Annotated in this window: 25 protein-coding genes; 8 read left to right on the forward strand and 17 right to left on the reverse strand. The window is 34.1% G+C overall.

Going from position 1 to position 23,410, the window contains the following annotated elements:
• Positions 1-34: 34 nt before the first annotated feature.
• From B4N66_RS10095 to B4N66_RS10105, 3 genes are read left to right on the forward strand one after another with little or no spacing between them, the layout of a single operon-like run.
• On the forward strand, positions 35-1,468 hold the full coding sequence (locus tag B4N66_RS10095) for a hypothetical protein (RefSeq protein WP_291094458.1): 1,434 nt from the start codon (positions 35-37) through the stop codon (positions 1,466-1,468).
• Positions 1,458-2,864 (forward strand): LysM peptidoglycan-binding domain-containing protein, encoded by a 1,407-nt coding sequence (locus B4N66_RS10100; protein ID WP_291094460.1) that lies wholly within the window; start codon positions 1,458-1,460, stop codon positions 2,862-2,864. The genes B4N66_RS10095 and B4N66_RS10100 overlap by 11 nt, the downstream gene beginning before the upstream one ends.
• Positions 2,861-4,375: an MBOAT family O-acyltransferase gene (locus tag B4N66_RS10105; RefSeq protein ID WP_291094462.1), complete on the forward strand. Its 1,515-nt coding sequence runs from the start codon at positions 2,861-2,863 to the stop codon at positions 4,373-4,375. The genes B4N66_RS10100 and B4N66_RS10105 overlap by 4 nt, the downstream gene beginning before the upstream one ends.
• A gap of 115 nt (positions 4,376-4,490) precedes the next feature.
• On the opposite strand, the gene B4N66_RS10110 is transcribed toward B4N66_RS10105, so the two are convergent.
• From B4N66_RS10110 to B4N66_RS10190, 17 genes are all read right to left on the reverse strand, one after another.
• On the reverse strand, positions 4,491-4,970 hold the full coding sequence (locus B4N66_RS10110; protein ID WP_291094463.1) for a DUF6252 family protein: 480 nt from the start codon (positions 4,968-4,970) through the stop codon (positions 4,491-4,493).
• 342 nt (positions 4,971-5,312) lie between these two features.
• Entirely contained in the window at positions 5,313-6,077 is a 765-nt protein-coding gene (locus B4N66_RS10115) for a peroxiredoxin-like family protein (protein WP_291094464.1), read from the reverse strand.
• Positions 6,078-6,488: 411 nt separating this feature from the next.
• Complete coding sequence (locus tag B4N66_RS10120) at positions 6,489-6,869, reverse strand: hypothetical protein (RefSeq protein WP_291094465.1); 381 nt, start codon at positions 6,867-6,869, stop codon at positions 6,489-6,491.
• An 84-nt stretch (positions 6,870-6,953) separates the two neighbouring features.
• Positions 6,954-7,367 carry a hypothetical protein gene (locus tag B4N66_RS10125; RefSeq protein WP_291094467.1) on the reverse strand — a complete coding sequence of 138 codons (414 nt, stop codon included), beginning with the start codon at positions 7,365-7,367 and terminating at the stop codon, positions 6,954-6,956.
• A 72-nt stretch (positions 7,368-7,439) separates the two neighbouring features.
• Entirely contained in the window at positions 7,440-8,150 is a 711-nt protein-coding gene (locus B4N66_RS10130; RefSeq protein WP_291094469.1) for a hypothetical protein, read from the reverse strand.
• Between the two features lie 44 nt (positions 8,151-8,194).
• Positions 8,195-8,569, reverse strand: coding sequence for a hypothetical protein (locus B4N66_RS10135; protein WP_291094471.1), 375 nt, complete (start codon positions 8,567-8,569; stop codon positions 8,195-8,197).
• Between the two features lie 328 nt (positions 8,570-8,897).
• Positions 8,898-9,602, reverse strand: coding sequence for a hypothetical protein (locus B4N66_RS10140; protein ID WP_291094472.1), 705 nt, complete (start codon positions 9,600-9,602; stop codon positions 8,898-8,900).
• 18 nt (positions 9,603-9,620) lie between these two features.
• Entirely contained in the window at positions 9,621-10,106 is a 486-nt protein-coding gene (locus B4N66_RS10145) for a hypothetical protein (protein WP_291094473.1), read from the reverse strand.
• 104 nt (positions 10,107-10,210) lie between these two features.
• Entirely contained in the window at positions 10,211-10,594 is a 384-nt protein-coding gene (locus B4N66_RS10150) for a hypothetical protein (RefSeq protein WP_291094474.1), read from the reverse strand.
• A 254-nt stretch (positions 10,595-10,848) separates the two neighbouring features.
• Complete coding sequence (locus B4N66_RS10155; RefSeq protein ID WP_291094475.1) at positions 10,849-11,274, reverse strand: 2-dehydro-3-deoxyphosphooctonate aldolase; 426 nt, start codon at positions 11,272-11,274, stop codon at positions 10,849-10,851.
• A 58-nt stretch (positions 11,275-11,332) separates the two neighbouring features.
• Positions 11,333-11,791 carry a hypothetical protein gene (locus B4N66_RS10160; protein ID WP_291094476.1) on the reverse strand — a complete coding sequence of 153 codons (459 nt, stop codon included), beginning with the start codon at positions 11,789-11,791 and terminating at the stop codon, positions 11,333-11,335.
• Positions 11,792-11,903: 112 nt separating this feature from the next.
• Positions 11,904-12,863 (reverse strand): hypothetical protein, encoded by a 960-nt coding sequence (locus B4N66_RS10165; protein ID WP_291094477.1) that lies wholly within the window; start codon positions 12,861-12,863, stop codon positions 11,904-11,906.
• 736 nt (positions 12,864-13,599) lie between these two features.
• Entirely contained in the window at positions 13,600-14,079 is a 480-nt protein-coding gene (locus tag B4N66_RS10170; protein ID WP_291094478.1) for a hypothetical protein, read from the reverse strand.
• A gap of 420 nt (positions 14,080-14,499) precedes the next feature.
• Entirely contained in the window at positions 14,500-14,691 is a 192-nt protein-coding gene (locus tag B4N66_RS10175) for a cold-shock protein (RefSeq protein WP_248433030.1), read from the reverse strand.
• 410 nt (positions 14,692-15,101) lie between these two features.
• Positions 15,102-17,648 (reverse strand): TonB-dependent receptor, encoded by a 2,547-nt coding sequence (locus B4N66_RS10180; RefSeq protein WP_291094480.1) that lies wholly within the window; start codon positions 17,646-17,648, stop codon positions 15,102-15,104.
• A gap of 4 nt (positions 17,649-17,652) precedes the next feature.
• Entirely contained in the window at positions 17,653-18,540 is an 888-nt protein-coding gene (locus B4N66_RS10185) for a FecR family protein (protein WP_291094482.1), read from the reverse strand.
• Between the two features lie 40 nt (positions 18,541-18,580).
• Positions 18,581-19,102: an RNA polymerase sigma factor gene (locus tag B4N66_RS10190; protein WP_291094485.1), complete on the reverse strand. Its 522-nt coding sequence runs from the start codon at positions 19,100-19,102 to the stop codon at positions 18,581-18,583.
• A gap of 95 nt (positions 19,103-19,197) precedes the next feature.
• On the opposite strand from B4N66_RS10190, the gene B4N66_RS10195 reads away from it, so the two are divergent.
• The 5 genes from B4N66_RS10195 to B4N66_RS10215 all read left to right on the forward strand — a co-directional run bounded on the left by B4N66_RS10195 (position 19,198) and on the right by B4N66_RS10215 (position 23,188).
• The gene (locus B4N66_RS10195) at positions 19,198-20,208 is read left to right on the forward strand and encodes a hypothetical protein (RefSeq protein ID WP_291094486.1); all 1,011 of its coding nucleotides are present in this window, start codon (positions 19,198-19,200) and stop codon (positions 20,206-20,208) included.
• Between the two features lie 150 nt (positions 20,209-20,358).
• A complete protein-coding gene (locus B4N66_RS10200; RefSeq protein ID WP_291094488.1) occupies positions 20,359-20,826 on the forward strand; it encodes a hypothetical protein in 468 nt (155 codons plus the stop codon).
• A gap of 10 nt (positions 20,827-20,836) precedes the next feature.
• On the forward strand, positions 20,837-21,445 hold the full coding sequence (locus B4N66_RS10205) for a Crp/Fnr family transcriptional regulator (protein ID WP_291094490.1): 609 nt from the start codon (positions 20,837-20,839) through the stop codon (positions 21,443-21,445).
• A 76-nt stretch (positions 21,446-21,521) separates the two neighbouring features.
• Positions 21,522-21,740, forward strand: a complete 219-nt coding sequence (locus tag B4N66_RS10210) for a YgaP family membrane protein (RefSeq protein WP_291094491.1) — start codon at positions 21,522-21,524, stop codon at positions 21,738-21,740.
• The gene (locus tag B4N66_RS10215) at positions 21,737-23,188 is read left to right on the forward strand and encodes a T9SS type A sorting domain-containing protein (RefSeq protein WP_291094493.1); all 1,452 of its coding nucleotides are present in this window, start codon (positions 21,737-21,739) and stop codon (positions 23,186-23,188) included. The genes B4N66_RS10210 and B4N66_RS10215 overlap by 4 nt, the downstream gene beginning before the upstream one ends.
• Positions 23,189-23,410 lie beyond the last annotated feature (222 nt).

Genomic DNA, 23,410 nt, shown 5'->3' on the forward strand with positions numbered 1-23,410 from the left:
CAACAAAATTTCTTACTTTTTTCAAACTGTAGCAGTGATTTTTATCTCTGCCGTGTGCTTTCTTTTTTTCAAAGAAGTACTGCCTAAACGCATTTTTTCTGAAGCAAAACCATCTGCCAAAAATGTAGTAGTAGATAGCATTTTATTAGAAGCCGTAGCATTAGATGAAAAAAGCGACAGTAAAGCTGAAAAAGGTGTTGATACTTTCCGCAGAAAAAAAATTGTTTTTGAACAAATTGATGGCATCACTTTTCCACCCGAAGAATACGAACAATACAAAGGGTTTCAGTTTTTAATTCCGTTCTTCGAAAAATTATATTTGTTAGAAACGGAACAAAAAGGTGATATACGAATTGCTTATTTTGGTGATTCTATGACCGATGGCGATTTAATTGTGCAGGATTTTAGAAATTCACTTCAATCGCAATACGGTGGAAAGGGAGTGGGGTTTGTTTCCATCACTTCCGAATCTGCCGGTTCAAGAAGTTCTATTTCGCATCAATATTCCGGCAATTGGAAAACGCAATCGTACCTCAATGTCAAACGTCCGCTAAAACCTTTTGGGGTAAACGGACATGTGTTTTTTGCGAATGATACAATTTCAAATCCTTGGGTGCAATACAAAGCAGGTCACGGCGTGCATACTTCTCTACTGAATAATCCAACGTTGTTTTATGGGAATTCAGACAACCAAGAAGGGGAACTCATTGTAAAAATTGGAAAAGATACCATTACAAAAAAATTAAGTCCGGACAAATTGCTCAATACACTAGCGATTTCAAATTCGGCTGTAAAAAGTTTTAAAGCTTCGTTTAATGTAGCTGATTCAATTCCGATTTACGGATTTAATTTTGATGATGGAAAAGGTGTTCATGTGGATAATTTTTCCAATCGAGGAAATTCAGGTTTACCTATTTCAACGTTTAATGTAAAATTGATGAACCAGTTTCAGGAACGATTTGATTACGATTTAATCATTTTGCATTACGGAACCAATGTGCTGAATTACGGTTCTTATAATTATGATTGGTACGAAAAAAGCATGACTCGTGTGGTCAATCATTTAAAACAATGTTTTCCGGGTGTAACCGTTTTGGTAATTTCAACCGCAGACAAAGCCACCAAATATGATTTGGAAATGAAAACCGATTCGGCTGTAGTTCCATTAACATTGGCTCAACGAAAATATGCCGTGCAATCAAAAGCAGGCTACTTCAATTTGTTTGAAGCCATGGGTGGAGACGGCTCAATGACCAAATGGGTGGAAGAGGAAGTTCCGGCCTTAGCAGCCAAAGATTATACGCATTTTAATTACAAAGGAGCACAAAAAGTGGCCGGATTGTTGTATCAGCAAATTCAAACAGGTTATGCTCAATACAAAGAAATGCGAAAAAACAGAAAAATAACACCCAATAAAGCGGCTGTAGATTCCGTTTCATCTAAAACGACAACGGCTAATGCTCAATAAATCTCTTTGCTTTCTTTTTGTTTTTCTAATGAATTTGAGCGTTTCTGCTCAAACGGATTCGTTGTATGTTGAAGTTGATACAACTCAGGTTGTTATTGCTGTAAACGAAATTACAAACCAAAAAGCATTACATCCCATCTTCGAAAAGATTAAAAAAATCCAAGCCGATAAAAGTGGAAAAATAAATATCGTTCACATTGGTGATTCGCACATTCAAGCTGATTTTTTCTCGGGAAAATTTCGTCAAAACTTACAACAAAATTTTGGTGACGGCGGTCGCGGATTTGTTTTTCCGTATAGTTTAGCCAAAACAAACGGACCAAGTGATATTCGGTTTTCGTCGAATGAATCGTGGGAAAGTCAGCGAAATATTTATGCGGATAATGGCAATCCTGTCGGACTAAGCGGTTTTGCCTTGTTTACCAAAAACAAAGATTTCGCCATTGAAATGAATGTGAAAAGTAAAGAAAGTGGTTTCTCCAAACTAAAAATCCTAACGCCAAACAATCAAAAAATGTTTGAAGTGGCGTTGGCTTCCAAAATCATCAAATTAGAATCGGATATTCCTAAAAATATCGTTCATAAAATTAAAAATGGCGAGAGTTTATCGGTTATCGCAGATAAATATAATGTTACGATTAAATCCATCAAATCGGCAAACGGATTAAAAAACAATAACATCAGAGCGGGAAAAACCTTGAAAATTCCGTCCAATCAAATGGAGAAAAGAGTGGTGGAACGTTCCGAATTTATTCCGTTGGAAACAAAAAGGGAAGATGGTTTTCATTCCTTTGAATCGGATTCGCTTTTACATAAAATTTATTTGATTCCTGCCCTTGAACAAACCGATTTTGCGTTAAACGGATTGGTTTTGGAAAATAATAACCCCGGAATTATTTATCATACCATCGGTGTCAACGGTGCAAAATGTTCGGATTACAACAAGTTTCCACTGTTTTTTGAGCAGATAAAAACATTAAATCCTGATTTGGTAATTATCTCATTAGGTACTAATGAAAGCTTCGATAAATTGGTGACAGCCGATTATTTTTTTCAATTAAATTTGATGATGGAATCGATTGTAGCCAAAAATCCTTGGGTTACTTTCTTAATTACCACACCGCCGCCATCGCAATTTAAACGAAAATTTCCCAATACATTTGTAGCTGATTATACTAAAGAAATTATGTCTCAGGCTGAGCTGAGAAATTATGCCGTGTGGGATATGTTTACCAATTTTGGTGGACTTTTTGGCATCAATCAAAATGCAAAAGATGGTTTGATAGGTGGCGATAAAGTGCATTATACCAAAGCTGGCTATGAAAAACAAGGACAATTGTTAACCGAAGCTTTTTTACAAGCTTTGCAAAATTATAACACCGAAACAGGCAAGTGATACCGCTTTTTAATTTCAATCAATGGATTGATCAGAACATTGGAACTATCACTTGGGAACAGGTGCAGAGTTGGTTTGTATTTGACCCGCAAAAGCCATTGTTGTTCAACAGTGCATTGTTTTTGGGATTGTTCCTTATCTTTTATTTCTTTTATATTCTTACTCAAAAAACGCATCGACTAAGAATTGCGTATGTGGTGGCATTTTCGCTTTTTTTCTATTATAAATCAAGTGGAATTTTCTTTTTACTGATTATTTTTTCGTCGGTGTTGGATTATGCGATTGCGAAATTGATTTATGATGAAAAGAACAATTTCTATCGAAAATTCTATCTAGTCGTTAGTTTGGTGGTGAATTTAGGATTGTTGGGATATTTTAAATACACCAATTTCTTTATTGATAATACCAATTTACTTTTCGATAGAAATTTTGAATTTCAGGATATTATTCTTCCGGTCGGAATTTCGTTTTACACTTTTCAAACGTTAAGTTATACGATTGATGTGTACCGAAAGGAACTCGAACCCACCAAAAGTTTTATGGACTTTTTGTTTTTCGTTTCCTTTTTTCCGCAATTGGTGGCGGGACCGATTGTGCGGGCGAGCGATTTTATTCCGCAGATATATAAACGATTAAATCTTACGAAAGAAGAATTTAATGCGGCTTTGTTCTTGATTATTGGTGGTTTGTTGAAGAAAGCGGTAATATCTGATTACATTTCCATCAACTTTGTCGATCGCGTTTTTGATGCTCCAAACAGTTATACCGCTTTTGAAAACTTAATGGCTTCGTATGGGTATGCGATTCAAATTTATTGCGACTTTTCGGGGTATTCCGATATGGCAATTGGATTAGCTTTATTGATGGGATTTTGGCTTCCGCCTAATTTTAGAACACCTTACAAATCAGCTTCGGTGACGGAGTTTTGGCGACGTTGGCATATTTCGCTTTCCACTTGGTTGCGTGATTATTTATACATTTCGTTGGGTGGAAACCGCAAAGGAAAATTTAGAACCTATATCAATTTATTCCTTACCATGTTGTTGGGTGGTTTGTGGCACGGAGCTTCGTGGAAGTTTGTGTTTTGGGGCGTTTTACACGGATTGGCCTTAGCCGTAGAACGATTTTTTGGCAGTTTTATCAAGTTGCCTAAAAATCATTTCGTGCGGACGATTCAAATATTCTTGACGTTTCATTTTGTGGCGTTTTGTTGGTTGTTTTTTAGAGCAAAAGATTTTCAAACGGCGTTTCAAATCATGCAAAATATTGGGGAGATTACCTTTAATCCGAACCAGTGGATGATTATTGCTCAAGGATATCAGAATGTATTTTTATTAATTGTTATTGGTTTTGTTTGGCATTTTCTTCCTACCAATTTTATTAAATTACTTCAAAAAGGTTTTGATGCTACGCCATTAATCGGAAAAGCCGTTGTGTTGGCTTTTGTGTATTGGATTGTGTATGCCACGGCTTCGGCAGGACCGCAACCGTTTATTTATTTTCAGTTTTAGAAAGTAGTAGAAGTTTAGCTAAAAATAAAAACCGCAAAGCCGTTAGACATTTGCGGTATTTTAAAAGAATGCATTATAGAACTACGAAAGACGAATCGTCTTTTGCAAACAATTTTTATCTGTTGCTTCTAAAGCTTCCGTTGGTAACAGTAGCCGTAGTACCTTCTTCATTGGTGCCGGTAAAACTGAAAGTCCCTTTTACGTAATCATCGCTCAACTCTGTGATAACCAAAGTTCCTGAAGATGCATCAATCACTTCTTCTCCAATCCATACATCAGCAGAATAAAGTGTCGTTAAATTAGCGTCAGATGGGAAATCATCAGAAATCTCATGTGTTCCAAGAGAAGGTTCGTTCGGTATCCACAAGGAAATTCTTGAATAAACCTCGTTTACAGTTTCATTACCCAAAATTAATGTTCTTTGAGAAGTAAGCGTTTCCGGTTCAAAATCATATTCGATACCATTTAAGGTAAAACGAAGATAAAGTGAGGTATCCGGGTTTTCTTCTTCAGGAGTTGTTGAATCATCATCAGAAGAACAACTCAAAAAGCTAATGGAGATGAAAGCAAATAATAGAAAAGATAATTTTTTCATGGTAAATAGTATTTAATAGTTATAATTTTATTGTTTTTAACGCCATTTTAATTTGGTGTTTCTTTTGAGCTTACTCAATTTCGTTGATTATTCTTTCCGATTGTACTAACAAATACGAAAGAAAAAAGCCGGTTATGAAGGAATTATTTCTTTTTTAAAAATACCTATTGACTTTTTTAAACGGGTGCAAATCTACGCATAATAATTTATAAAAATGCGTTAAAATTAATCACAGCAAAATATTCCTTACTTATTAAGTCACATAAAACCAACGAAATCCATCGCGAGCTATTTATTGACCTTATTAGTCAGCTCCGCATTTTAACAAGGCTGTACTGATTACTATTTGCTCTTTTTCAAAAATTCAGTCAACTCAGATGGTTCTGCTCTTTTGCGGTAGTCGGCATCTAAAAAGGAATAGATGATTTTGCCATTTTCGTCAATAATATACGTTGCCGCTAAGGGTAGTTGATTGGACGCATCGCCGTTGTGTTTGTTTAAGGCAAACGATTCATTATACATTTCTGCCACCACATCAGTAAGCTGAAACACGATGCCGTATTGGTTGGCAACTTTATTTCCTACGTCGCTCAACACTTCAAATTGCAGGTTGTTTTTCTCGGAAGTACTAATCGATTCATCCGGTAATTCGGGTGTTAAGGCAATTAAATTGGCTCCTTGTTTTTTAAAATTCGCCAACTCTTCCTGCAAGGCGTTAAGCGTTAAATTGCAGTACGGACACCATCCACCGCGGTACCATGTGAGCACCACTTTGCCTTTTTTTAAATAGTCCGATAATTGAACCGGTTCTCCCAAAGCATTATTTAACGTAAAATCAGGGGCAACATCGCCGTTTTGTTTTGCATTTTCCAGTATTCCGCTTTCTTTTACAAACGTGATACCTTCTTCATAAGCTTTCTTTTTAGCATCGTCTGCATTCAGTGAAAAATTTCTTTTCTTTTCTTCTAATTTTGATTTTAATAAAGCGTTGTTTTCTTCTTCCATCGTATTTTTTTCTGTCTCGGTTTCTTGAACTTTTGTTTCTTTTGCGTTGTTACAGGATAGCAAAAGGCTAAAAAGAAGGGCTGCTGCAATTGTATTTTTCATATTGATTTTACTTTTTAAGGAAAGGACGCTTTTAGACTAAAACAGTAATTAGCCTACGCAAAGCGAAGTAAAGTTGCCTTTCGTATTGATTAAAGGTATTTATACAAAAGTAAAGATATAACGTAAAAAAGACCGGAAAGAAGGCTTTTTTGGCTTAAATTTAGGATTAGGAAGGAGTAAGTTGGTAGTTAATAGTTGGCAGTTGGGAGCTGTTTATTTGCTGAAAGTAAATTTCATTTTTTAGATTAAAAACCTCAAAGTCAGGAGACTTTTGAGGAGCGTTCTAAGAACTCTTTATGGATCTGTGAGATTATAACCAACAGCCAAATATAAATAACTTTTTTTATGAATAGATTAATTTTTCAACTCCTCTCGCTATTGGGATAGCGGAGCTGCTTGTTTTTAATTTGACTATTGCTTAGTGAACGTTTCTTCTATTTCTACGCCATCGACTCGAATAACTTTCCAAACTAATTGTGTTTCTGTTAGTTCGAGAATTATTGTATTATATACTTCTAGTCCCGGATCGGAAAAATCCCAAAAAATTTTAAGATTATCGCCAGAAAGTGTCCAATCTCCATAAACGTCAGAGATATTGGGTCCAGGAAAAATATAACGGTATTTAACACGTCCATTATTGTAAAAAATAGGACCAGCAGAATAATTTTCATAAACCTTATTCCATTCTCCAATCAGTAACCTATGTTTCAAAAAATCATTATTGTCATCATTCGAACAACCGGCGAGACTTAATGATACTAGTAGAAAGAGGAGGAAATTAATTTTTTTCATAGTATTTAAATTGTGTGTATGTGATAATTAAATGGCAATGGTTTCGTATAAGAGTAATATTGGTGAGCGGAGTTAATGTATTTTTTAGTAAGGTTCATAAACCAATTTGGTAATTCCATCCGGATATTCTTCTACTAAATTTTCACCCACTTTATACATTTTACTGATATATTCTATTCCATTAGGCAAGGTAAATTTATAATTGTTTTCGCCTAAATTAGTCCAAATAACTCCTGTATCTAAATACACTTGGTTGCATGGGTCAGGAAAAGTGTTTGGCGGTACAATAAATCCGGCTACAGTATTATTGGATTTAAATTCTTTATAATATTCTAATGAACAAGGTAGAATTTCTTGAGGCTCATCAGATTCATAACGTTCAATCGTTCTCCATTTGCCGATGATGATATCGTTATTACTATCGTCATTATTATTTGAGCAAGAAGAAAAAAGCATAAAACCTGCTAAAAACACATAAAGTAATCTCATTATTTTCATTTGTAAAGTGTAGTTTTAGTTAGTTGTTTAAACAATAGTATCAACTAGCGGTAGAATGAAATGGTTAGCAAATTACTGTTTTTTAACTTCTACCCAACTATTATATTCATTGATCAAATCAATGATCTGTTCTTCATTTGATTTAGGTTTTGATAAAAATAATTTTTCTAATTTATTTTCAATTTCGTCATTACCATGTAGATAAATTTGTAATAATTCATATACATTCTTTGTCATTTTTAAATCGTTATTATAGTTGTTTAATTCTAATCCTTGATTGTAGTTGATTAATTCTAATTTTGAATCATACACTGAAATATAATACGTTACATCTTCATAAGAACTATGAAAATTACCTTGATGCATATTTCCACTTGTCGGTAAAGGCACCACTTTTTTAAATAACTTTACTCTACCTACAGTTAATCGATTAAAAAATTTATACTCAATTCTTTTTTCATAATCATCTATGTGTGCCGTTTCTAATGCTCGATAATCATATCGATCGATTTGCTTCGCTTTAATTTTATCTGCCTGAGGATTTTTTACTCTTTCGTAATGTTTATTTTCTTTTGAAATGTAATAACTGATTATTTCATCTATGTTATATTTATTTTTTTTGCCGTTTATCACCGTTTTTACGTAATGGTCAGTTATACTAACTTTTTCAACAGAAATGGTGTCAAAAGATTTTGTAACAATAAAATCAGACGTTTGAGCAGTACAATAGGAGCAAAGTACTAATATAAGTAGAGTTTTATAGTTTAGAATTTTGTGTTTCATTTTTGCTAACGTTTCATAAAGTTTCAATCAGATGCTACGTGTGGTTATTTTTTTAGTTCGTTAAATAGTATCTCATCATTAAATTCAACTTTAGAAATATGTCTAACGCTATTATTCCAGTCGAGTGGTGTCCAATAGTTAGGATATTTCACAACAATTGCATTTCCGATTAATTTTTCTTTCAGATTGTTTAATTCTAATCCATTTTCCAATCCTCTATTAATGTAAAATCTACGTTCATTATTTTCCATTACGAAAATAACATCATTTCCTTTATTGCTATAAATCTCCTTTACAATTCCGCTTTCAGAAATAGCTTTATTTTCAGATACGATTGGTACAGGTCTAAAAATTAGGACTGCAATTATAAAAATAAGTAAACTGAAACTAACTAAAACAATCTTCGCAATTTTCTTCATAATCGTGATTTTTAAATTGGCTACAACTTGTTCTTAAACGCTGAAAATATTTGTATTTATACTAGATTTTGGAAAGTTCACCTCGCGTTAACCAAACCCAAATATATCCTTTTTCCCTCTAATTTGAAACTAGTTAGTTTTGATTTTGAAAAATCACTTGTTGAAAATGGAATGGTAAATTGATTTGAAGTGGTGTCCCTATAACGATCGCGATTAAAGAGCATCGTGCCATTAAGTAAACTTTGGGGATCTCGAACTTTTGCCAGCCGGGAGGTTCTCCTTATCAGTTTCTGGCAGGGCAGTCTACTCGATTAGCCGTTCGTTTTTTTTATAATATTTCTACTTCTATTTTTTTTATTATTTTCTCATTTTTAAAACCAATCTGCTCATATTCAAAATCAAAAGACATAGTAAGTTCAGCAGTTAATTTTTCATTCTCAATAGTTATAATTTTGATTTCAGTTACATCAACCGGATTATAAGAATTTCTGATATAAACTGAACCATCTATATAACCTTCAACTGGATTTATTGGAAAATGGATTGATTTTCCAACGTAGGTTTCTAAGTTATTTTGTAATACTATAAAATCTAATCTAATTGAAGTGTCAACAATTTCATTGTCAAGAACAAATTTTGAAATGGGTAAAAATAGCGTGTAATGATTTTCTTCTTCGTTTTTTACAATGCTACCAGTAAGAAATTCTAATTTAGTAACAGAAAAGTTTTGTGTCAAATCAATATAATTGTTTAGGCTTTCGCTTTCATTCTCAAAATCTAAATAAGTTTTTCCTTTTTCAAATTCTGAAATTATTTCATTAATAAGTTCATTTTCGGTTGTAGCACCATTTTTCCAAAATAGTTCCATCATTCTTATGTCATTTCCATAAGAACTCCATTCAATTCCTGTTGTGTCAAATCCTAACGTTCCATTATCGATTGGTTTGTTTACATCAAAACCATTTCGAATTAGAGTTTCAACTTCTACATAATTTCGTTCTACAATTAAATTTAATATTTCTTTATCGGTCATAATTAATTGTTGTTTTTTTTATTCGCTTTCTAATTCATCCTTGGTTAAGTAGATGTACGATAAACCGTTTCCATCACCACCCATATATGCATCATTCGCCATAGTTAACTTTAGTTCATTGAAAAAATAGTTTCCCTCATCATTTTCAGAGTATGGATACTGTAATTTTTCAATTACTCTATTTATGTTTTCTCCTATTGCGATTTTCGTATTTCCAATAGTTAATTCAATTCCCATGTGAAATTCTATTTCGCTAAGTTGGTTTTCTTCGTCATAATTAAAAAAAAACAAATTTTCCTCATTTTGAAAGTCTTGATAAATATCTCTTTTTTGAATTATATTGAAAGATGTATCTCCATCAAAAAAATCAGATTGATCAAACTCTTTGTCATCCTCCTTATGACTTTGTTTAAGTTTAACTCTTACATTTTGACGAGATTCGTTCCAAAAAATTTTTTCAGAATGGATTTCGATTCCTAAATTTATAAAATAAGTAACTTTCATTTTTTAAAAGTAATACGGTATATACTGATGGCTAACGGAGGCACTGGTATTTGCAGAGCATCGTGCTGATGATGAGACTTCGGTGAGCTGAGATTCTAACAAAGTCAATCTTTTACATTAATTACAGTTAAATTTCCATCGTCAAATCCTGTAGTTATTCCTTTTGCATTGGCAAATAATGAAGTCTTAAATTTTTCTGAACCAACATAACTACGAACTAGTTTCTCGGATAGTTGTTGAATAGCTTGCCAATCTTTGTCTGCCGAAAATTCCTTTCCAAATTGAAAATATTTTTGTTTGGGTTCAAAGTCCACATATGAAGCCCAATCTTCATCATCTATTTCAAATTTTTTTGAACCTATCAGATACATTTCAAAACCTTTTGTCGTTTCAAAAAGGCCAAAATTAAAACCAATTATGGAATTGTTTACCGTTTCATTTTCGTTGATTTGATCAATCCATTCTGCAAATGCCTGCTCTATTGTCATAGTTTTTTGTTGTTGTTTTGTGAACTTAGTCTTTTAAAATCATGCTCCCTTGTGCGATGACTTGGTAGCTCTAAATTGTTTCATTGAACTGTTTTGGCATTATATAAAAACCGCAAAGTCGGGAGACGTTTGCGGAGCGTTCTACGAACTCTTTGCGGAGCTGGGTTGATAAGATGATTCCTAATGTCATTTTCATTTTATGTATTTTCTTGGAATTGTCAGTAAATTGTATACGCAACAAAATATATCGATTCCTACTTTTTTATCGTAAACCCAACCGGAGCTTTTAACGGCCCATAATCATACATATTGATGTAAATCGAAAGTGTATCTTTGGCACCTTTCCAAGTGACGCGGTAGTTATCGAGCATGACACTGCCTAAACCAAAAGGGTCACTTTTGCTTTTGATAGGGCAGCAACTTCCGGCTCTAAAATAGGTGACTTCTTCACCGTTTGGACCGGCTAAAGCGTTTAGAAATCGTCGTTCATTGGTTGGGCCTTCGCTTTTATCTACGCCGCCAACTTGCACCGGATTTTTTTCCGATAAACCATAGGTTGGATCTGTTGAAATTTCGGTGAGTTCAAACGTTTGACTGTTTTTTAGGTTCGTTTTCACCGCCTGATTGGGCGTGGAACAGGAAAAGAGGAGGAGCAGAGGGATGTAAATTAGGTTTTTCATTTTTTATTGTTTTAGGGTTGGTTGTAAATTGAGAACGCTAGCTAGAGCTACTTATTATTTATTCATTTGAAAGAGAATATATAATTTCTGAAAGCAATTTTCCTTCAAAAGTAGTATTATCATATTCAAAAAAAACGCCTTCATCTTCATTTTCATTTAGTACAACAACTCTTTCTTCTTTTTTATTGTTATAGTAAAAATGAATTTCCAACCAATTATTTGGTCTGATGTTGTCTATATATTTTGAAGTAGAAGTCGACATGGCTTGACAAAATTTTTTAATTTTAATTTTATCTGTAATGATAAGTTTTGTGTCATTTGAACGCTCCCATTCTTTATCTATCCATTTCCAAGCTCCATCATCAATTTCTATTTTGGTTATATTTTCAATTTCTATTTTGGGATGTTGTGAAGTGTCAAACCATTTTTCCTGATAGTAATTCAAGTAAATGAAATATAAAACGGCAAATAAATTCCCAAAAATTACTAAAGCGATAAATGACTTTTTATTTCTCATGATTTATTGGAATTGTGTAGTAGTAATATGGATTTTAACCTTTTGATATAGCGATTTGGGACCGTTCTAATAACTCTTTGCGGAGCGGGAGACTTTGTGTAGCTGGGTTTTCCTATTCTATTAGTTTAAATTCTGTTTTTGATTTTCCGCCAAACATTGAAAAATTACTCTCAATTTCCATTGTGCCTTCATAATTAATCCATTTTCCTTGAAGAATTGAAAAATAACCGGTTGCAATATGTGAAATTTTCATGAATGTTTTTTTGTTACTGTCTATTCCAAATAGTCCGCCCATTGGATTATTAAAATCACCAATTACATATTCACTTATATTATATTTAATGACAGCAATTTTTTCACCCTCTTTTTCAATGATTTCTTCAATATGAACTGCGTTTTCTTTACTTAAGCTGTCACACACAAAGTTTTGATCCATTTCGATTAAACTGATGTTCAGTTTCCATTTTTCTCCAATTTCAACTTTCCTGTTTGGAAGTTCAAATAAAACTGATAGTAGATTTTTTTGAGCATTTTTATAATAGGTGCTTATGATTTCTCCTCCGGTAGTAATTCTTCCTCTTAAAACCACATTACCATTTAATTTAACTAAATCTTTATAAAGGTTTTTAAAGCTTAAACTATCTTCTTCAGTTTCATCAATTTTATCTTTACTTTTTTTCTTTTTTCCTTCTTTTTGATTCTCAACTTTCAATTGAGTTATCATTTCTTTCAATTTTTCAGCAGCATTATCTTCTTCATCATTAAACATCAGCATTTCAACATCGATTTGTTTTTCGTCATTTTTGTTTACGAAAAGATTAGTTTGATATTTTATATCCGAATTAAATTCAGAAAGTGATTCTTTGATTTTTTCGAAAGCTTCTCCACTGAAAATAGAAGTAGAGTCATTTGTATTAGAAACTTCGCTTTCTAATCGAATAACATTCATTGTAGTTTTATATTTCAACGTATCATTTTTGGGTATTTTCCATTCCAATGATATTTTTTCTTTAGTTTGACTAAATGCTAAAGTTGATAGTAAAAGCAAAAATGGTAATGTTTGAATTTTCATTTGGTTTTTTTTCAATTATTTAAGGTAAACTTGCCGGTTTATAATTCCTTTCCACGAACTTTCATACAACTTGTTTTAACTGTATAAACGAATAGTTACCTTGTTATTACTAAAACCAAATATATCCTTTTTCCCTTTCATTTGAAAGTAGTTAGTTTTGATTTTGAAAAATTACTTGTTGAAAATGGAATGGTAAATTGATTTGAAGTCGTGTCCCGATTGTAATCGGGATCGAAGAGCAAGGTGCTAATGATGAGACTTCGGCGAGCTAGGGAAAAGTAACATATATTCGTAGAATATGTTATTTACTCAACACAATTACCAACACAATCACGTAAAATAAACTTCCGGCTGCAATAAGTAAAACTTGCTTAGAGCTTTTATTCTTTTTACCTGCTTCTCCGTAAAATATTTGATATCCTGTAAATTTTGTCAAAAAAAAAACATTATGGGAGCAAAAAAGAATATCACCAAACTATTGTTCCAAACACTTTTTGTGTTTTCTTTTTCAGGAGAATTTTTTGTTAGTTTTTGATTCATGGTTACTGTTTTTCTGAGACATTCCGTAACTGTATTGCTATTGCTACTTGTGCTGGGTTTTTACAAAATATTTAGTGTTTATTACTATTCAGGCTTGGTTTTAAAAACAACGATTATGACTTTTTTAATTCTGCGAAGTCAGAGATATTCAAAGAGCAGCGTGATGATGAGGAGACTTCGGATATTAGGGGGTAGTTTATTTATTTAATTTTTCACCAAGATCATTCCAGAAATTATTATGTAAGATGTCATCACCGCCTTCTAGTCTGAATTCAATATTTGAAATATTAAAGTAATTCTTATCTGTTAACCATTTAGCACCTTTATTATCTTTTGTTACTGCTCTTTCTATTTGTATTCTTGGTATATTCCACTTACAGGTAAAAGATGAACCATTAATATTATACTTATTTGAAAAGAATGGAATGATTTCTTGTTTTAACAATTCTTCACCATTTAATGTGTAAGCTAATCTAATATAGCTTTGAAAACATCTTTGCTTTATATCGTGATTTCCTTTTTTTGAGAAGATGGTTCGAAATGAATCGCTTTTACAGATTTTTTCAAGTGTTGGTTTTATTTCTTCATCGATTGAATTGGTATCCATTTCACCGAACAATGAATCGCAATAGTATTTTTTACTACTTGAATTAAGATACTTTAGGTCATTTTTCATGATGGAGTTAAAATTACACACAACTAATAAATATAAGCAACTTTGATAACTTTTTTTATTTCTCAACAGAAAAAAACTTTCGGAACGGTACTAATTCTGACTTGTGCTTTTTTTTTATTTTTTAAAACTCTTTTATTTACAAAGCAAACCCATCCCCACCAAACCTTTTTACGGATTCCCGTAAAGCACTAAAAAAAAATAAATGGGGGTGTTCTTGCCAACCGGCAAATTCGTTTTTGGAATTACTAAGATATACAAAAAGTAATTCATTCTTACAAAAAGCTAAATTTTTTTAAAAATTCACCTTCAAAAAGGCATTTGGAGTAATTTACTTAGGAATAGTTGAGACTACTACCTCAAAATCAGGCAAAAAAAAACCAATCTAAAAAGATTGGCTTCATGCTTAAAGTAAAATATATCTTAGATAACGTTTACGTCTACTGCTGTTGGTCCTTTTTGTCCGTTTTCTACAGAATAAGTAACCTGATCGTTTTCACGCACTACACCATTAAGGCCGGTTGCATGAACAAATACGTCTGCACCACCACCTTTTGGAGTGATAAATCCGAAGCCTTTTGCTTCATTGTAAAATTTAATTGTTCCTTCGTTCATAATATGAAATAGTTAATAAGTGGCAAATATAAGTTAAATTATTGATTTTTAGTGTTTTGTTTTAAAAAAGTAAATTTTTTTTAAAAATAGTCTGATTTTATTAAGTATTTTTTAAAAATAAAGTTGAACTAAATGTTGATCAAAAACAAGATAAACAGTTTGAACTTCAAACAGAAATAGTTGTTTAAAAGAAAATGGTAGCACAATTAAATCCGTGCAAACCTTTTATAGCGAAGCTATCAAAATCCGTAAAAACCCGCGTTTTGCAGAGCAAATCCGTTCAACCTGCCTGCCGGCAGGCAGGTCCGCGTTCCAAAAAAAAGCGAAGCGTCTTAGTGCCCTTTGCGATCTCCTTTGCGTCCTTTGCGGTTAAAAAAAGTGAGCGAAGCGACCCAAACCCCCATCAACAATCAAAAATTCACCTTCAAAAACGCATTCGGTGTCAATTCTAACGAATACGTATTCACCTCCTCAATCGCATTACTATCCGCATTAAGTCTGTAAAAACGATTGATAGTATTACGTTGGTTAAAAACATTCAACACCGAAACGCCTAGAAAAAGATTCGCTTTTTTACCCAACTGCACCGAGTAAGACGCTGAAAAATTCACCTGAAAATAGTCGTCTAAGTTTTCCTGATTCGGTTGGCTGTACACAATTTCCGGGTTATCGGGTGTAGGAAAGATGGGTTCGTTGCTTAACGGAATTGTATTTGGTCGTCCGGTAAACCATTTGCCACCCAACGCCATTTTAAGGTTTTTCCACTGATAAGTTGCCCCGAATGCCATGCTGTGGTTCACTTCAAAATTGTTGGCAAATTGTGGCGGAAGGTAACCTTCAAACGTATAATCGTTGTTGTTAAAACTGTAATTAAACCAGCCTGTGAACTGGTTAATTTGTTTTTGAATGAGCACTTCTGCACCATACACTTCATACTGCCCAATGACTTTCACAAACTCCAATTGATTTTGAAAACCCTGAGCGGAACTGGTGATGCCTTCTACTTTTTTATAAAATGCTTCGGGATGAATGAGCCAATTGTTTTGGCGAAACACAACACCCAACGACGCCTGATTGCTTTTTTGAATCGGAATGGTTTCATTGTTTGCCAACACCCAACGGCGTTTTTCTACGCCTAAAAAGTCTTGTTGCAAGTCGATGATTTGCGAAGCCGTTTGGTTTTTTTGCTCACCGGAAAGTTCTACGTTGAGGTGATCGGTTAACGCATAATTCACGTGCAAACGCGGCTCCACGATAAAAAGCGACCATTTTTCAAAATAATTGCCGCGTGCTCCCAGTCGTGCGAAGAAGCGGTTGTTGTTGGTCCGGTAGTCGATTTCTGCAATCAACGCATGACTTCGCAAGACTTCTTTCACGGTTCGGGTGAATTGCGGAATGTTGATGTCGTCAAAACTACGTATACCGATTTCATTGAATTGATAACCGTTGGTTAGCGTAACGGTTTCCGACAGTTGATGGGCGTTTTTTAACCGAATGCCATTGTCTAACACCGTGTTTTCCTGTAGCAAAATTTGGTTGTTTTCTACCGATTGGTTGTTGGCATCCAATTGGTAATAGGAACTGTACACACTGAGTTCGGAATTGTTTTTGGCGTTCCAATTGGTTTTCAAAGTTAAATTACCACCCAAGGTTTGCTGATTCAATTGGCTGTTTTTGGAAACGGTTTGGTTGTTGGCAAGCGTGCTTTCGTTGAACGTCAATTCATTAGAAATAGCCAACGCATCAAAAAACAATTCGCTTTTTTGACCTATTTTTTGATGGTATTGCAGCGTGACGTCATAAAAATAAAAGTCTTCTTCGTGGTTGTAATTGAGGTCTTGGTTGTTAGTCACATCAATGACTTCCGTGTTTTGAAATATTCGATTGAAGTAATTTTTGTAGGTCGGCGAAGCGAGCATATCGGTAAAAGAACGCCGTGCTGCCACTTCAATAGACGATTTTTCGCTGGTTTTTACTTTGGTATAGAGTTCAGCATTAATCATATTGACACCGACAGTACTGCTGGTGTTTTCAACGGAGTTGCTTCGTGACGAAATATCAATCACACTCGAAACACTTTCGCCATAAAAAGCCGAACTGCCGTTTTTGGACAGTTGAATCGTGTGAGCCAAATTAGGATTCAGGGCCGATATTAATCCGTAAAAATGACCGGTTTGAAACAACCGAATGCCATTCCATAGAAATAAGTTTTGATCGTGGGTGCCACCGCGAACATTTACGTTGGCAATGGTTTCATCGGTACTGATGATGCCCGGAATTTGCTGCATGGTTTGCAACACATCGGGTTCCACCAAACCGGGAAGAATACCGAATTTTTTGGGTTTGATCTCAAAGGTGCCTTCGGTTTTTTTTCGAATTCCCGCTGTCAAGTAGAGTTGAGCAACCACTTCTTCCAGTTCTTGAACGATTAAATTTAATAGAAAAGTGGGACAATTATCCACATAAATTTCGTTGACAAATATAGTTTTGGATGCATAACTCACATGACTAATTTCGATGGGATTAGACGAAACCACGGGAAGTTGGAAGAAACCTTTTTCATCGGAAAGCACAAAAACATTGGTGCCCGAAATGCGAATGGTGGCATTAAAAATCGGGATGTTAGAGGTGCTATCGACCAAATAGCCACACAGCGGTTTGTCGAGTTTTTGATTGTTGGAAATGGTGATTAGTTCATCATTCACAAATTTAAACCGAAGTTTTGTTTGGGTTTGAATGTAATCGATTTTTTGCTCTATCGTGTTTTTTGGGTTTGGAGAAATGATTTTATAAATAACAATTTCTTCTTCAATATAATTGAAGGTTACGTTGTGTTGTTTTTCTATTTCAATTAAAATTTGTTTTAAAGGCAATGCTTCGCCTTGGTCTTGACCCAAAAGCGTCAAAACTGAAAAAAGTGTAATTAAAATGGATAATCTCCAATTATTAAAATGCATCTACCTATTGTAAAACAATGTTGGAATCGCTTAATTTTGAAACATTTAAATGGTAGGTTGTGGCTATTATTTCTAAGGCAACGTCAAGATCATTCATCGGGATGGTTCCCGAGAAAGTTTGATTGGTTAGTTTTCCTTTGTATTCAATTTCAATATTGTATTGTCGGCTTATTTCATCCAAAATAGCTTGTAAATTTTCTTTGGAAAAGTTCACCTCTTTTTGCAACCATTCCGGAGCAAGTTGATCGGTTTGACCGGCATTAATTTGCGTTCCGTTTTCAAACGAAACCATCATTCCTTTGGTCAAAATGATTTGTTGGTTTTGATAGTTTACCTGCACTTTTCCTTCGTAGCAACTGACATCTAATCGTTTGTTTCTGTTTTTTACGTTGAATTGGGTTCCTAACACAGAAACTTTTCCCAAGTCGGTGGCCACTTCAAATTTTTTGCCTTTGGCTACTTTAAAGAAAGCTTCGCCGTCCAGTTTTAGTTTTCGCTCGTTGTTCCAATTCCATTTTTTGTATTCAACGGATGAACCGGAATTCAGCAACACAGTGGAGTTGTCAGGAAGTAAAAATTCAGTGGTAGCACCGTTCGCCGAAAACTCCGTGAAATTGGCAAAGTTTTTCACCGCCAACGTGATTCCGAAACCGATAATGAGCACCGCAGCGATGCGAAGAAACACTTTTTGTATCGAAATTTTATTTGATTTTTTAGCTTTTAAAATGTTTTGCAGCATTTTATCGTCATCAAAATCAGGTGTTTTTAACTCGGCAGAATAGTGTTTTATTTTTTGGTAAACGGCAAAATCATCAGAGGCTTCAAAAGCTTTGAGCTCTTCGCCTTCCAATTCATTATTCAGCCATTTTGCTAAGGTGTAATTTTCTTCCATAATCGGATTTTTATCTAAAACAGTTTGGATTTCAAAAACCCTACTTAAAATACTCAATTTCTTTTCGCAATTCTAACAATGCCAGATGCATTCGTTTTTCAACGGCTTTCACGCTTATACCTAAGGCGTCGGCAATTTCGCTGTATTTCTTCCCGTCAATGCGGTGCATTAAAAAGCAGGTGCGTTGGCCTTCGGTTAATTTATCGATTGCCTTTTGCAGTTTGACTTTGAATTCATTTTCTTCCAAATGATAATCAGGGCTTTCAAACGTTTTGTCTTGTTTGGGTGCGGCTTTAGCGTATTCCAACACCACTTTTTGATGAGCAATTTGATTTAAAGTGGTGTTATTCGCAATAGTATATAAATACGACTTTGCTTTATCCAATGGAACTTTTTCGCAATTTTCCCATAACTTTATAAACGCTTCTTGCGTTACATCTTCGGCTTGCTCTGCATTTCCGAATTTGTAATACATGAAATTGCGTAGGGCTTTGACGTGGCTTTTGAAAAAATTCGAAAAAATGAGTTCTTCACAAATTCCTGAAAGTGATTTACTTTTCATTTACTTTTATAAAACTTTTGTGAAATTATAAAAAAAAAGAAAACCACGGTAGGGTATTTTAATTTTAATTTGTTTACTAACTAAATGCATCACTAATGAAAAGATTTTTACTTTATTATGTATCGGTTTTGAGTGTACTATTTTTTACTTCTTGTCAGGAAGAAGAAAATACGATTGTGCAAGACACTACGCAAAATTTGAATGTAGCATCGCCGACCTCAAAATTTTTAGCGAGAGCAGCACAAAATAATACGTCGGTGGATAATATAATGGATGGAACGAGTGTGTTTCGAGTAAAATTACCGGTTTCAATCAATTTGAATGATCTTGATTTAACTGTGGCTACCGAAGCGGATTATGCGACTGTTGCCGATTTAAAAAATGCTTCGAATTCAGATGATGATGTGGTAACGTATGTGTATCCGATTACAGTTTCGTTGCGGAATTTTGAGGAGATTACAGTGAATAATTTGACGCAACTAAATGCTATTATTACGCAAAATGAAGACCTAAGTGATATAAGTTGTGTGACGATTATTTATCCGATTATGATAAATGAATATGACAGTGCAAACCAGATAGCTGATATTCTAACGATCAACAGCGATTCACAATTAATTAATTACCTGATCAATTTGAACAGTGGTGTGTTTTATTCAATCAATTATCCGATTTCGGTGATTAATCCCAATAGTCAAACCGTTGTGATTAATTCAAATACTGAACTAAGGGAGGTGATTGAAAGTGCCATCAGCCAATGCGGTTCCAATTCCGGTTCAACCGATGATTTTATTGATGTGTTAACCAGCGGATCTTGGCGAATATCGTATTATCATGAAGGCGACGACGATGAAACGAGTGTGTATAATGGTTTTGTTTTTACATTCAACACCAATAACACAATTACGATTATCAGAAATAGTTCAACATTTACCGGAACATGGAGTTTTTTCGAGGAAGATGGTGTAGATATTTTAGAGATTGATTTTGAAGATGATCCGTTAGATGATTTAGATGATGACTGGGAATTGTTGGAGTTTTCTTCTACTTTAATTCAGTTAAAAGAGGAGGGCGATAATGAATATTTGAGTTTCACTAAAATTTAAAAGCAATGGACATGAAGACTCTTTTTCGAAACTTTCTTTTTGGAAAAAATAACATCGTTTATTTTCTCACACAGGCGGTGATCTGGGTTTTTAATGTGCTTTTGATTTATATATTATTTTTTTAATTTCTTAACCTAAACAATTTTAAACATGAAAAAGTTTTTTTTAATTCCTTTATTATTCGGCGTTTTTATGCTGAATGTTGCTTCCACTTGTAGCAACGATGACGATGATAGTAATGATGATGACGACAATAATTCATCGAGTGCAATCATCACTCAAACACAAAATACGTTAGTAAATGGTTCATGGCGAGTGACGTTATTTTCAGAAGATGGTTCCAATCAGACTTCTCAATTTTCTGACTACGATTTTGTATTTGGAACGAATGGTGCTGTGACAGCCGAAAACGGAAGCACTACAATGAGCGGAACCTGGACAACCGGAACAGATGACAGCACGCCAAAATTTATCATAAATTTTAGTGCAACCAATGGACCATTTGAAGAGATAAGCGAAGATTGGCAAATTTTAAATGCCTCTTCCAACAGAGTAGAACTTAAGCACGTGAGTGGAGGAGACGGGAGCACAGATTTGCTGACATTTCAGAAGAATTAAATAGGTATTTATGAAAAGTATCTTGGCTTATTTTGATGACGAATTAGTAAATACTTTTGAAAAAGAGGGAATCATAAAAAATGTTCCAAAAGACACAGAACTGATTCGCGACGGTCAATATATCAACTCGATTCCTATTGTACTCCGTGGAATGGTAAAAGTATTTACAAAATATAATGAGAAGGAATTTCTGTTGTATTATATTCAGCCTACCGAAAGTTGTGTGTTATCGTTTATTGTCAGTAAAAAAAATGAGCCAAGTACTTTTTTTGCCAAAACAGAAGAAGATAGTGAAATTCTGCTGTTGCCTTCAGTAAAAGTGCAAGAATGGATAAAGAAGTATCCACAATTTAATGCAATGTTTTTTAATCTATTTAATGAGCGTTATTTTGATTTAATCGATACGCTAAATCATGTTTTATTTGATCATTTAGATGCAAGGTTGTATTTGTATTTAAAGGAAAAAATGGATATACACAATACAACAATCATTACTACCTCACACAAAGATATTGCCAACGAAATGGGTACTTCCCGCGAAGTTATTACGCGTGTTCTGAAAAAATTGGAAGCAGAATCAAAAATAATGCAAACTTCCAAAGGCATTCAACTTTTCTAGATGTGACTTTTGTCACATTTTTTTGTTTTTGATTGATTTACTTTTACATAGGTAAATACATAAAAATCAGAATCATATGAAAACAAATGTTGGCAACACAGACAAATTAATCCGAATCATAGTAGCTATTGTTCTTGGAACGCTCTATCTTACAAATACAGTGAGTGGCTTTGTAGGACTTGCAGTTTTAGTAGTTGCAGTTATTTTAATTGCAACAAGCATTATTAGTTTTTGCCCAATTTATCCTTTGTTTGGAATAAACACTTTTCCCACTAAAAAAAGCAATAAACTATGAAAAATTTTATTTATTACATGTTTTTCTTTTCGCTGTGCACGCAGGCTCAAGTCAATGTAGAGTGGTCTAATTACCCTGGAGGAGTTTCGGTTGCTGTAAACCAATTGCATGAGGTATATTCTGCCAATTGGGACTATAATCCTGGAGGTGATATTACGTTAACCAAGCGAAATGCATCAGGCTCTATTTTGTGGAGTGCTACGTATGATAATGTGGAGGACACAAGACATGAAGTAGCTACTTGGATTGAAACCGATAGTCAAGATAATTGTTTGGTTGCAGGAACCATTCGTTCCGGTTTTTCTAATCCGGTGAATGCAGCCAGTATTTTAATGAAATATAATCCGCAAGGAGAGTTACTTTGGCGAGTGGTTTTTGAGGATTACTTTGAAGGTTCGTATACTACAAAAATACTCGTTGATTCTGCTGACAATAGCTACGTGTTAGGATTGGGAATGGGAGAAAATGGGTTGGTAACAAGAGTTAAAAAGTTTGATTCCAATGGTGAATCCATTTGGACCTATTACGATGTCAATGGAGTAGGTGCTCCCATCAATATTAAATTTACACCGGACAATGCAATAGTCCTTTCCGGCAGAAGTATAACCGGAATCATAAATGGTTATTTAAAAATTAGTACAGATGGAAATCTACTTTGGCATAAAGTAGGAATCACAAGTCCAACTGTTGGTGATATTGCCGGAGATGCTTTTGGTAATTCGTACATCATTAATGGCGAAAATACAGTTTCAAACGCTGGCAGTGTTCTTGAAAAATTAGATGAAAATGGAGTGACTACTTGGTCAGAAATAAATATGATGGCAGGAAGCCGCGTGGAAGTGGGTTCCGATAATAATCCAATCATCAGCGGTTTTCCTAATTCTGGAACGGGTGGAGCCGCTTTTATGAAGTATAATGCTGATGGAACTGTACTTTGGCAAAATTTAAATGCAGACGGACCTGAAATTTTACTTCTGCACGGTCAATTAAAATTGGATGCTGCTAATAATGCGTATCTGTCAGCAGGGAATTTGTTTAATATGGCGGTTTGTAAAATCAATTCCGACGGAACAAATGGTTGGGTTGGATTGGTTTCAGGAAGTAGTTCGGCCAGCTCGTTTGTTATTGATACCGATAATTCTATCTATGTTGCAGGTGGAACTACTGCAAAATTAGGCCAGGCTCCACTTGGAATAAACACAACTGACGTTGCTCCATTTGCAATTTTTCCGAATCCATTTTCAACCACATTCACAATTCAATCATTTATCAATGAGGGAGAAAAGCAAGTAGCTATTTATGATCTATCAGGTAAATTGATATATGAGAATAAGTTTTTAGGATTTAATGTAAGCATACAGTTGAACAATATTTCCAGCGGGATTTATTTTATCAGGATTGTTGATCAAACCGGAAAAATTTACAAGCAAAAGTTGATTAAAAATTAAGGTAAAGCCATTAATTTGTAATTATACCAAATAGAAACCAAGAAAAATGAGATAGATTACCAACATTTATTACGTATTGGTAGCTATGATTTTCTGTAAATAAGTGAAACGCCTTCAAACTCAACGAAAACTATGTTTCTATGTGGTAAAAAACAGGTTATTGAATTTGTCCATAAACGGGTTAAATAAATAAAAAAAAGCTGCAGGTTTAGTGCAGCTTTT

It is taken from the genome of Flavobacterium sp. UBA2787 (genome assembly GCA_002352205.1).
Taxonomy (GTDB): domain Bacteria; phylum Bacteroidota; class Bacteroidia; order Flavobacteriales; family Flavobacteriaceae; genus Flavobacterium.

Excerpts from the sequence above, each read along its gene's own strand:
- B4N66_RS10100 (WP_291094460.1), top strand. The coding sequence starts at position 1,458 with ATGCTCAATAAATCTCTTTGCTTTCTTTTTGTTTTTCTAATGAATTTG.
- B4N66_RS10110 (WP_291094463.1), bottom strand. The coding sequence starts at position 4,970 with ATGAAAAAATTATCTTTTCTATTATTTGCTTTCATCTCCATTAGCTTT.
- B4N66_RS10115 (WP_291094464.1), bottom strand. The coding sequence starts at position 6,077 with ATGAAAAATACAATTGCAGCAGCCCTTCTTTTTAGCCTTTTGCTATCC.
- B4N66_RS10120 (WP_291094465.1), bottom strand. The coding sequence starts at position 6,869 with ATGAAAAAAATTAATTTCCTCCTCTTTCTACTAGTATCATTAAGTCTC.
- B4N66_RS10125 (WP_291094467.1), bottom strand. The coding sequence starts at position 7,367 with ATGAAAATAATGAGATTACTTTATGTGTTTTTAGCAGGTTTTATGCTT.
- B4N66_RS10130 (WP_291094469.1), bottom strand. The coding sequence starts at position 8,150 with ATGAAACACAAAATTCTAAACTATAAAACTCTACTTATATTAGTACTT.
- B4N66_RS10135 (WP_291094471.1), bottom strand. The coding sequence starts at position 8,569 with ATGAAGAAAATTGCGAAGATTGTTTTAGTTAGTTTCAGTTTACTTATT.
- B4N66_RS10140 (WP_291094472.1), bottom strand. The coding sequence starts at position 9,602 with ATGACCGATAAAGAAATATTAAATTTAATTGTAGAACGAAATTATGTA.
- B4N66_RS10145 (WP_291094473.1), bottom strand. The coding sequence starts at position 10,106 with ATGAAAGTTACTTATTTTATAAATTTAGGAATCGAAATCCATTCTGAA.
- B4N66_RS10150 (WP_291094474.1), bottom strand. The coding sequence starts at position 10,594 with ATGACAATAGAGCAGGCATTTGCAGAATGGATTGATCAAATCAACGAA.
- B4N66_RS10155 (WP_291094475.1), bottom strand. The coding sequence starts at position 11,274 with ATGAAAAACCTAATTTACATCCCTCTGCTCCTCCTCTTTTCCTGTTCC.
- B4N66_RS10160 (WP_291094476.1), bottom strand. The coding sequence starts at position 11,791 with ATGAGAAATAAAAAGTCATTTATCGCTTTAGTAATTTTTGGGAATTTA.
- B4N66_RS10165 (WP_291094477.1), bottom strand. The coding sequence starts at position 12,863 with ATGAAAATTCAAACATTACCATTTTTGCTTTTACTATCAACTTTAGCA.
- B4N66_RS10170 (WP_291094478.1), bottom strand. The coding sequence starts at position 14,079 with ATGAAAAATGACCTAAAGTATCTTAATTCAAGTAGTAAAAAATACTAT.
- B4N66_RS10175 (WP_248433030.1), bottom strand. The coding sequence starts at position 14,691 with ATGAACGAAGGAACAATTAAATTTTACAATGAAGCAAAAGGCTTCGGA.
- B4N66_RS10180 (WP_291094480.1), bottom strand. The coding sequence starts at position 17,648 with ATGCATTTTAATAATTGGAGATTATCCATTTTAATTACACTTTTTTCA.
- B4N66_RS10185 (WP_291094482.1), bottom strand. The coding sequence starts at position 18,540 with ATGGAAGAAAATTACACCTTAGCAAAATGGCTGAATAATGAATTGGAA.
- B4N66_RS10190 (WP_291094485.1), bottom strand. The coding sequence starts at position 19,102 with ATGAAAAGTAAATCACTTTCAGGAATTTGTGAAGAACTCATTTTTTCG.
- B4N66_RS10195 (WP_291094486.1), top strand. The coding sequence starts at position 19,198 with ATGAAAAGATTTTTACTTTATTATGTATCGGTTTTGAGTGTACTATTT.
- B4N66_RS10200 (WP_291094488.1), top strand. The coding sequence starts at position 20,359 with ATGAAAAAGTTTTTTTTAATTCCTTTATTATTCGGCGTTTTTATGCTG.
- B4N66_RS10205 (WP_291094490.1), top strand. The coding sequence starts at position 20,837 with ATGAAAAGTATCTTGGCTTATTTTGATGACGAATTAGTAAATACTTTT.
- B4N66_RS10210 (WP_291094491.1), top strand. The coding sequence starts at position 21,522 with ATGAAAACAAATGTTGGCAACACAGACAAATTAATCCGAATCATAGTA.
- B4N66_RS10215 (WP_291094493.1), top strand. The coding sequence starts at position 21,737 with ATGAAAAATTTTATTTATTACATGTTTTTCTTTTCGCTGTGCACGCAG.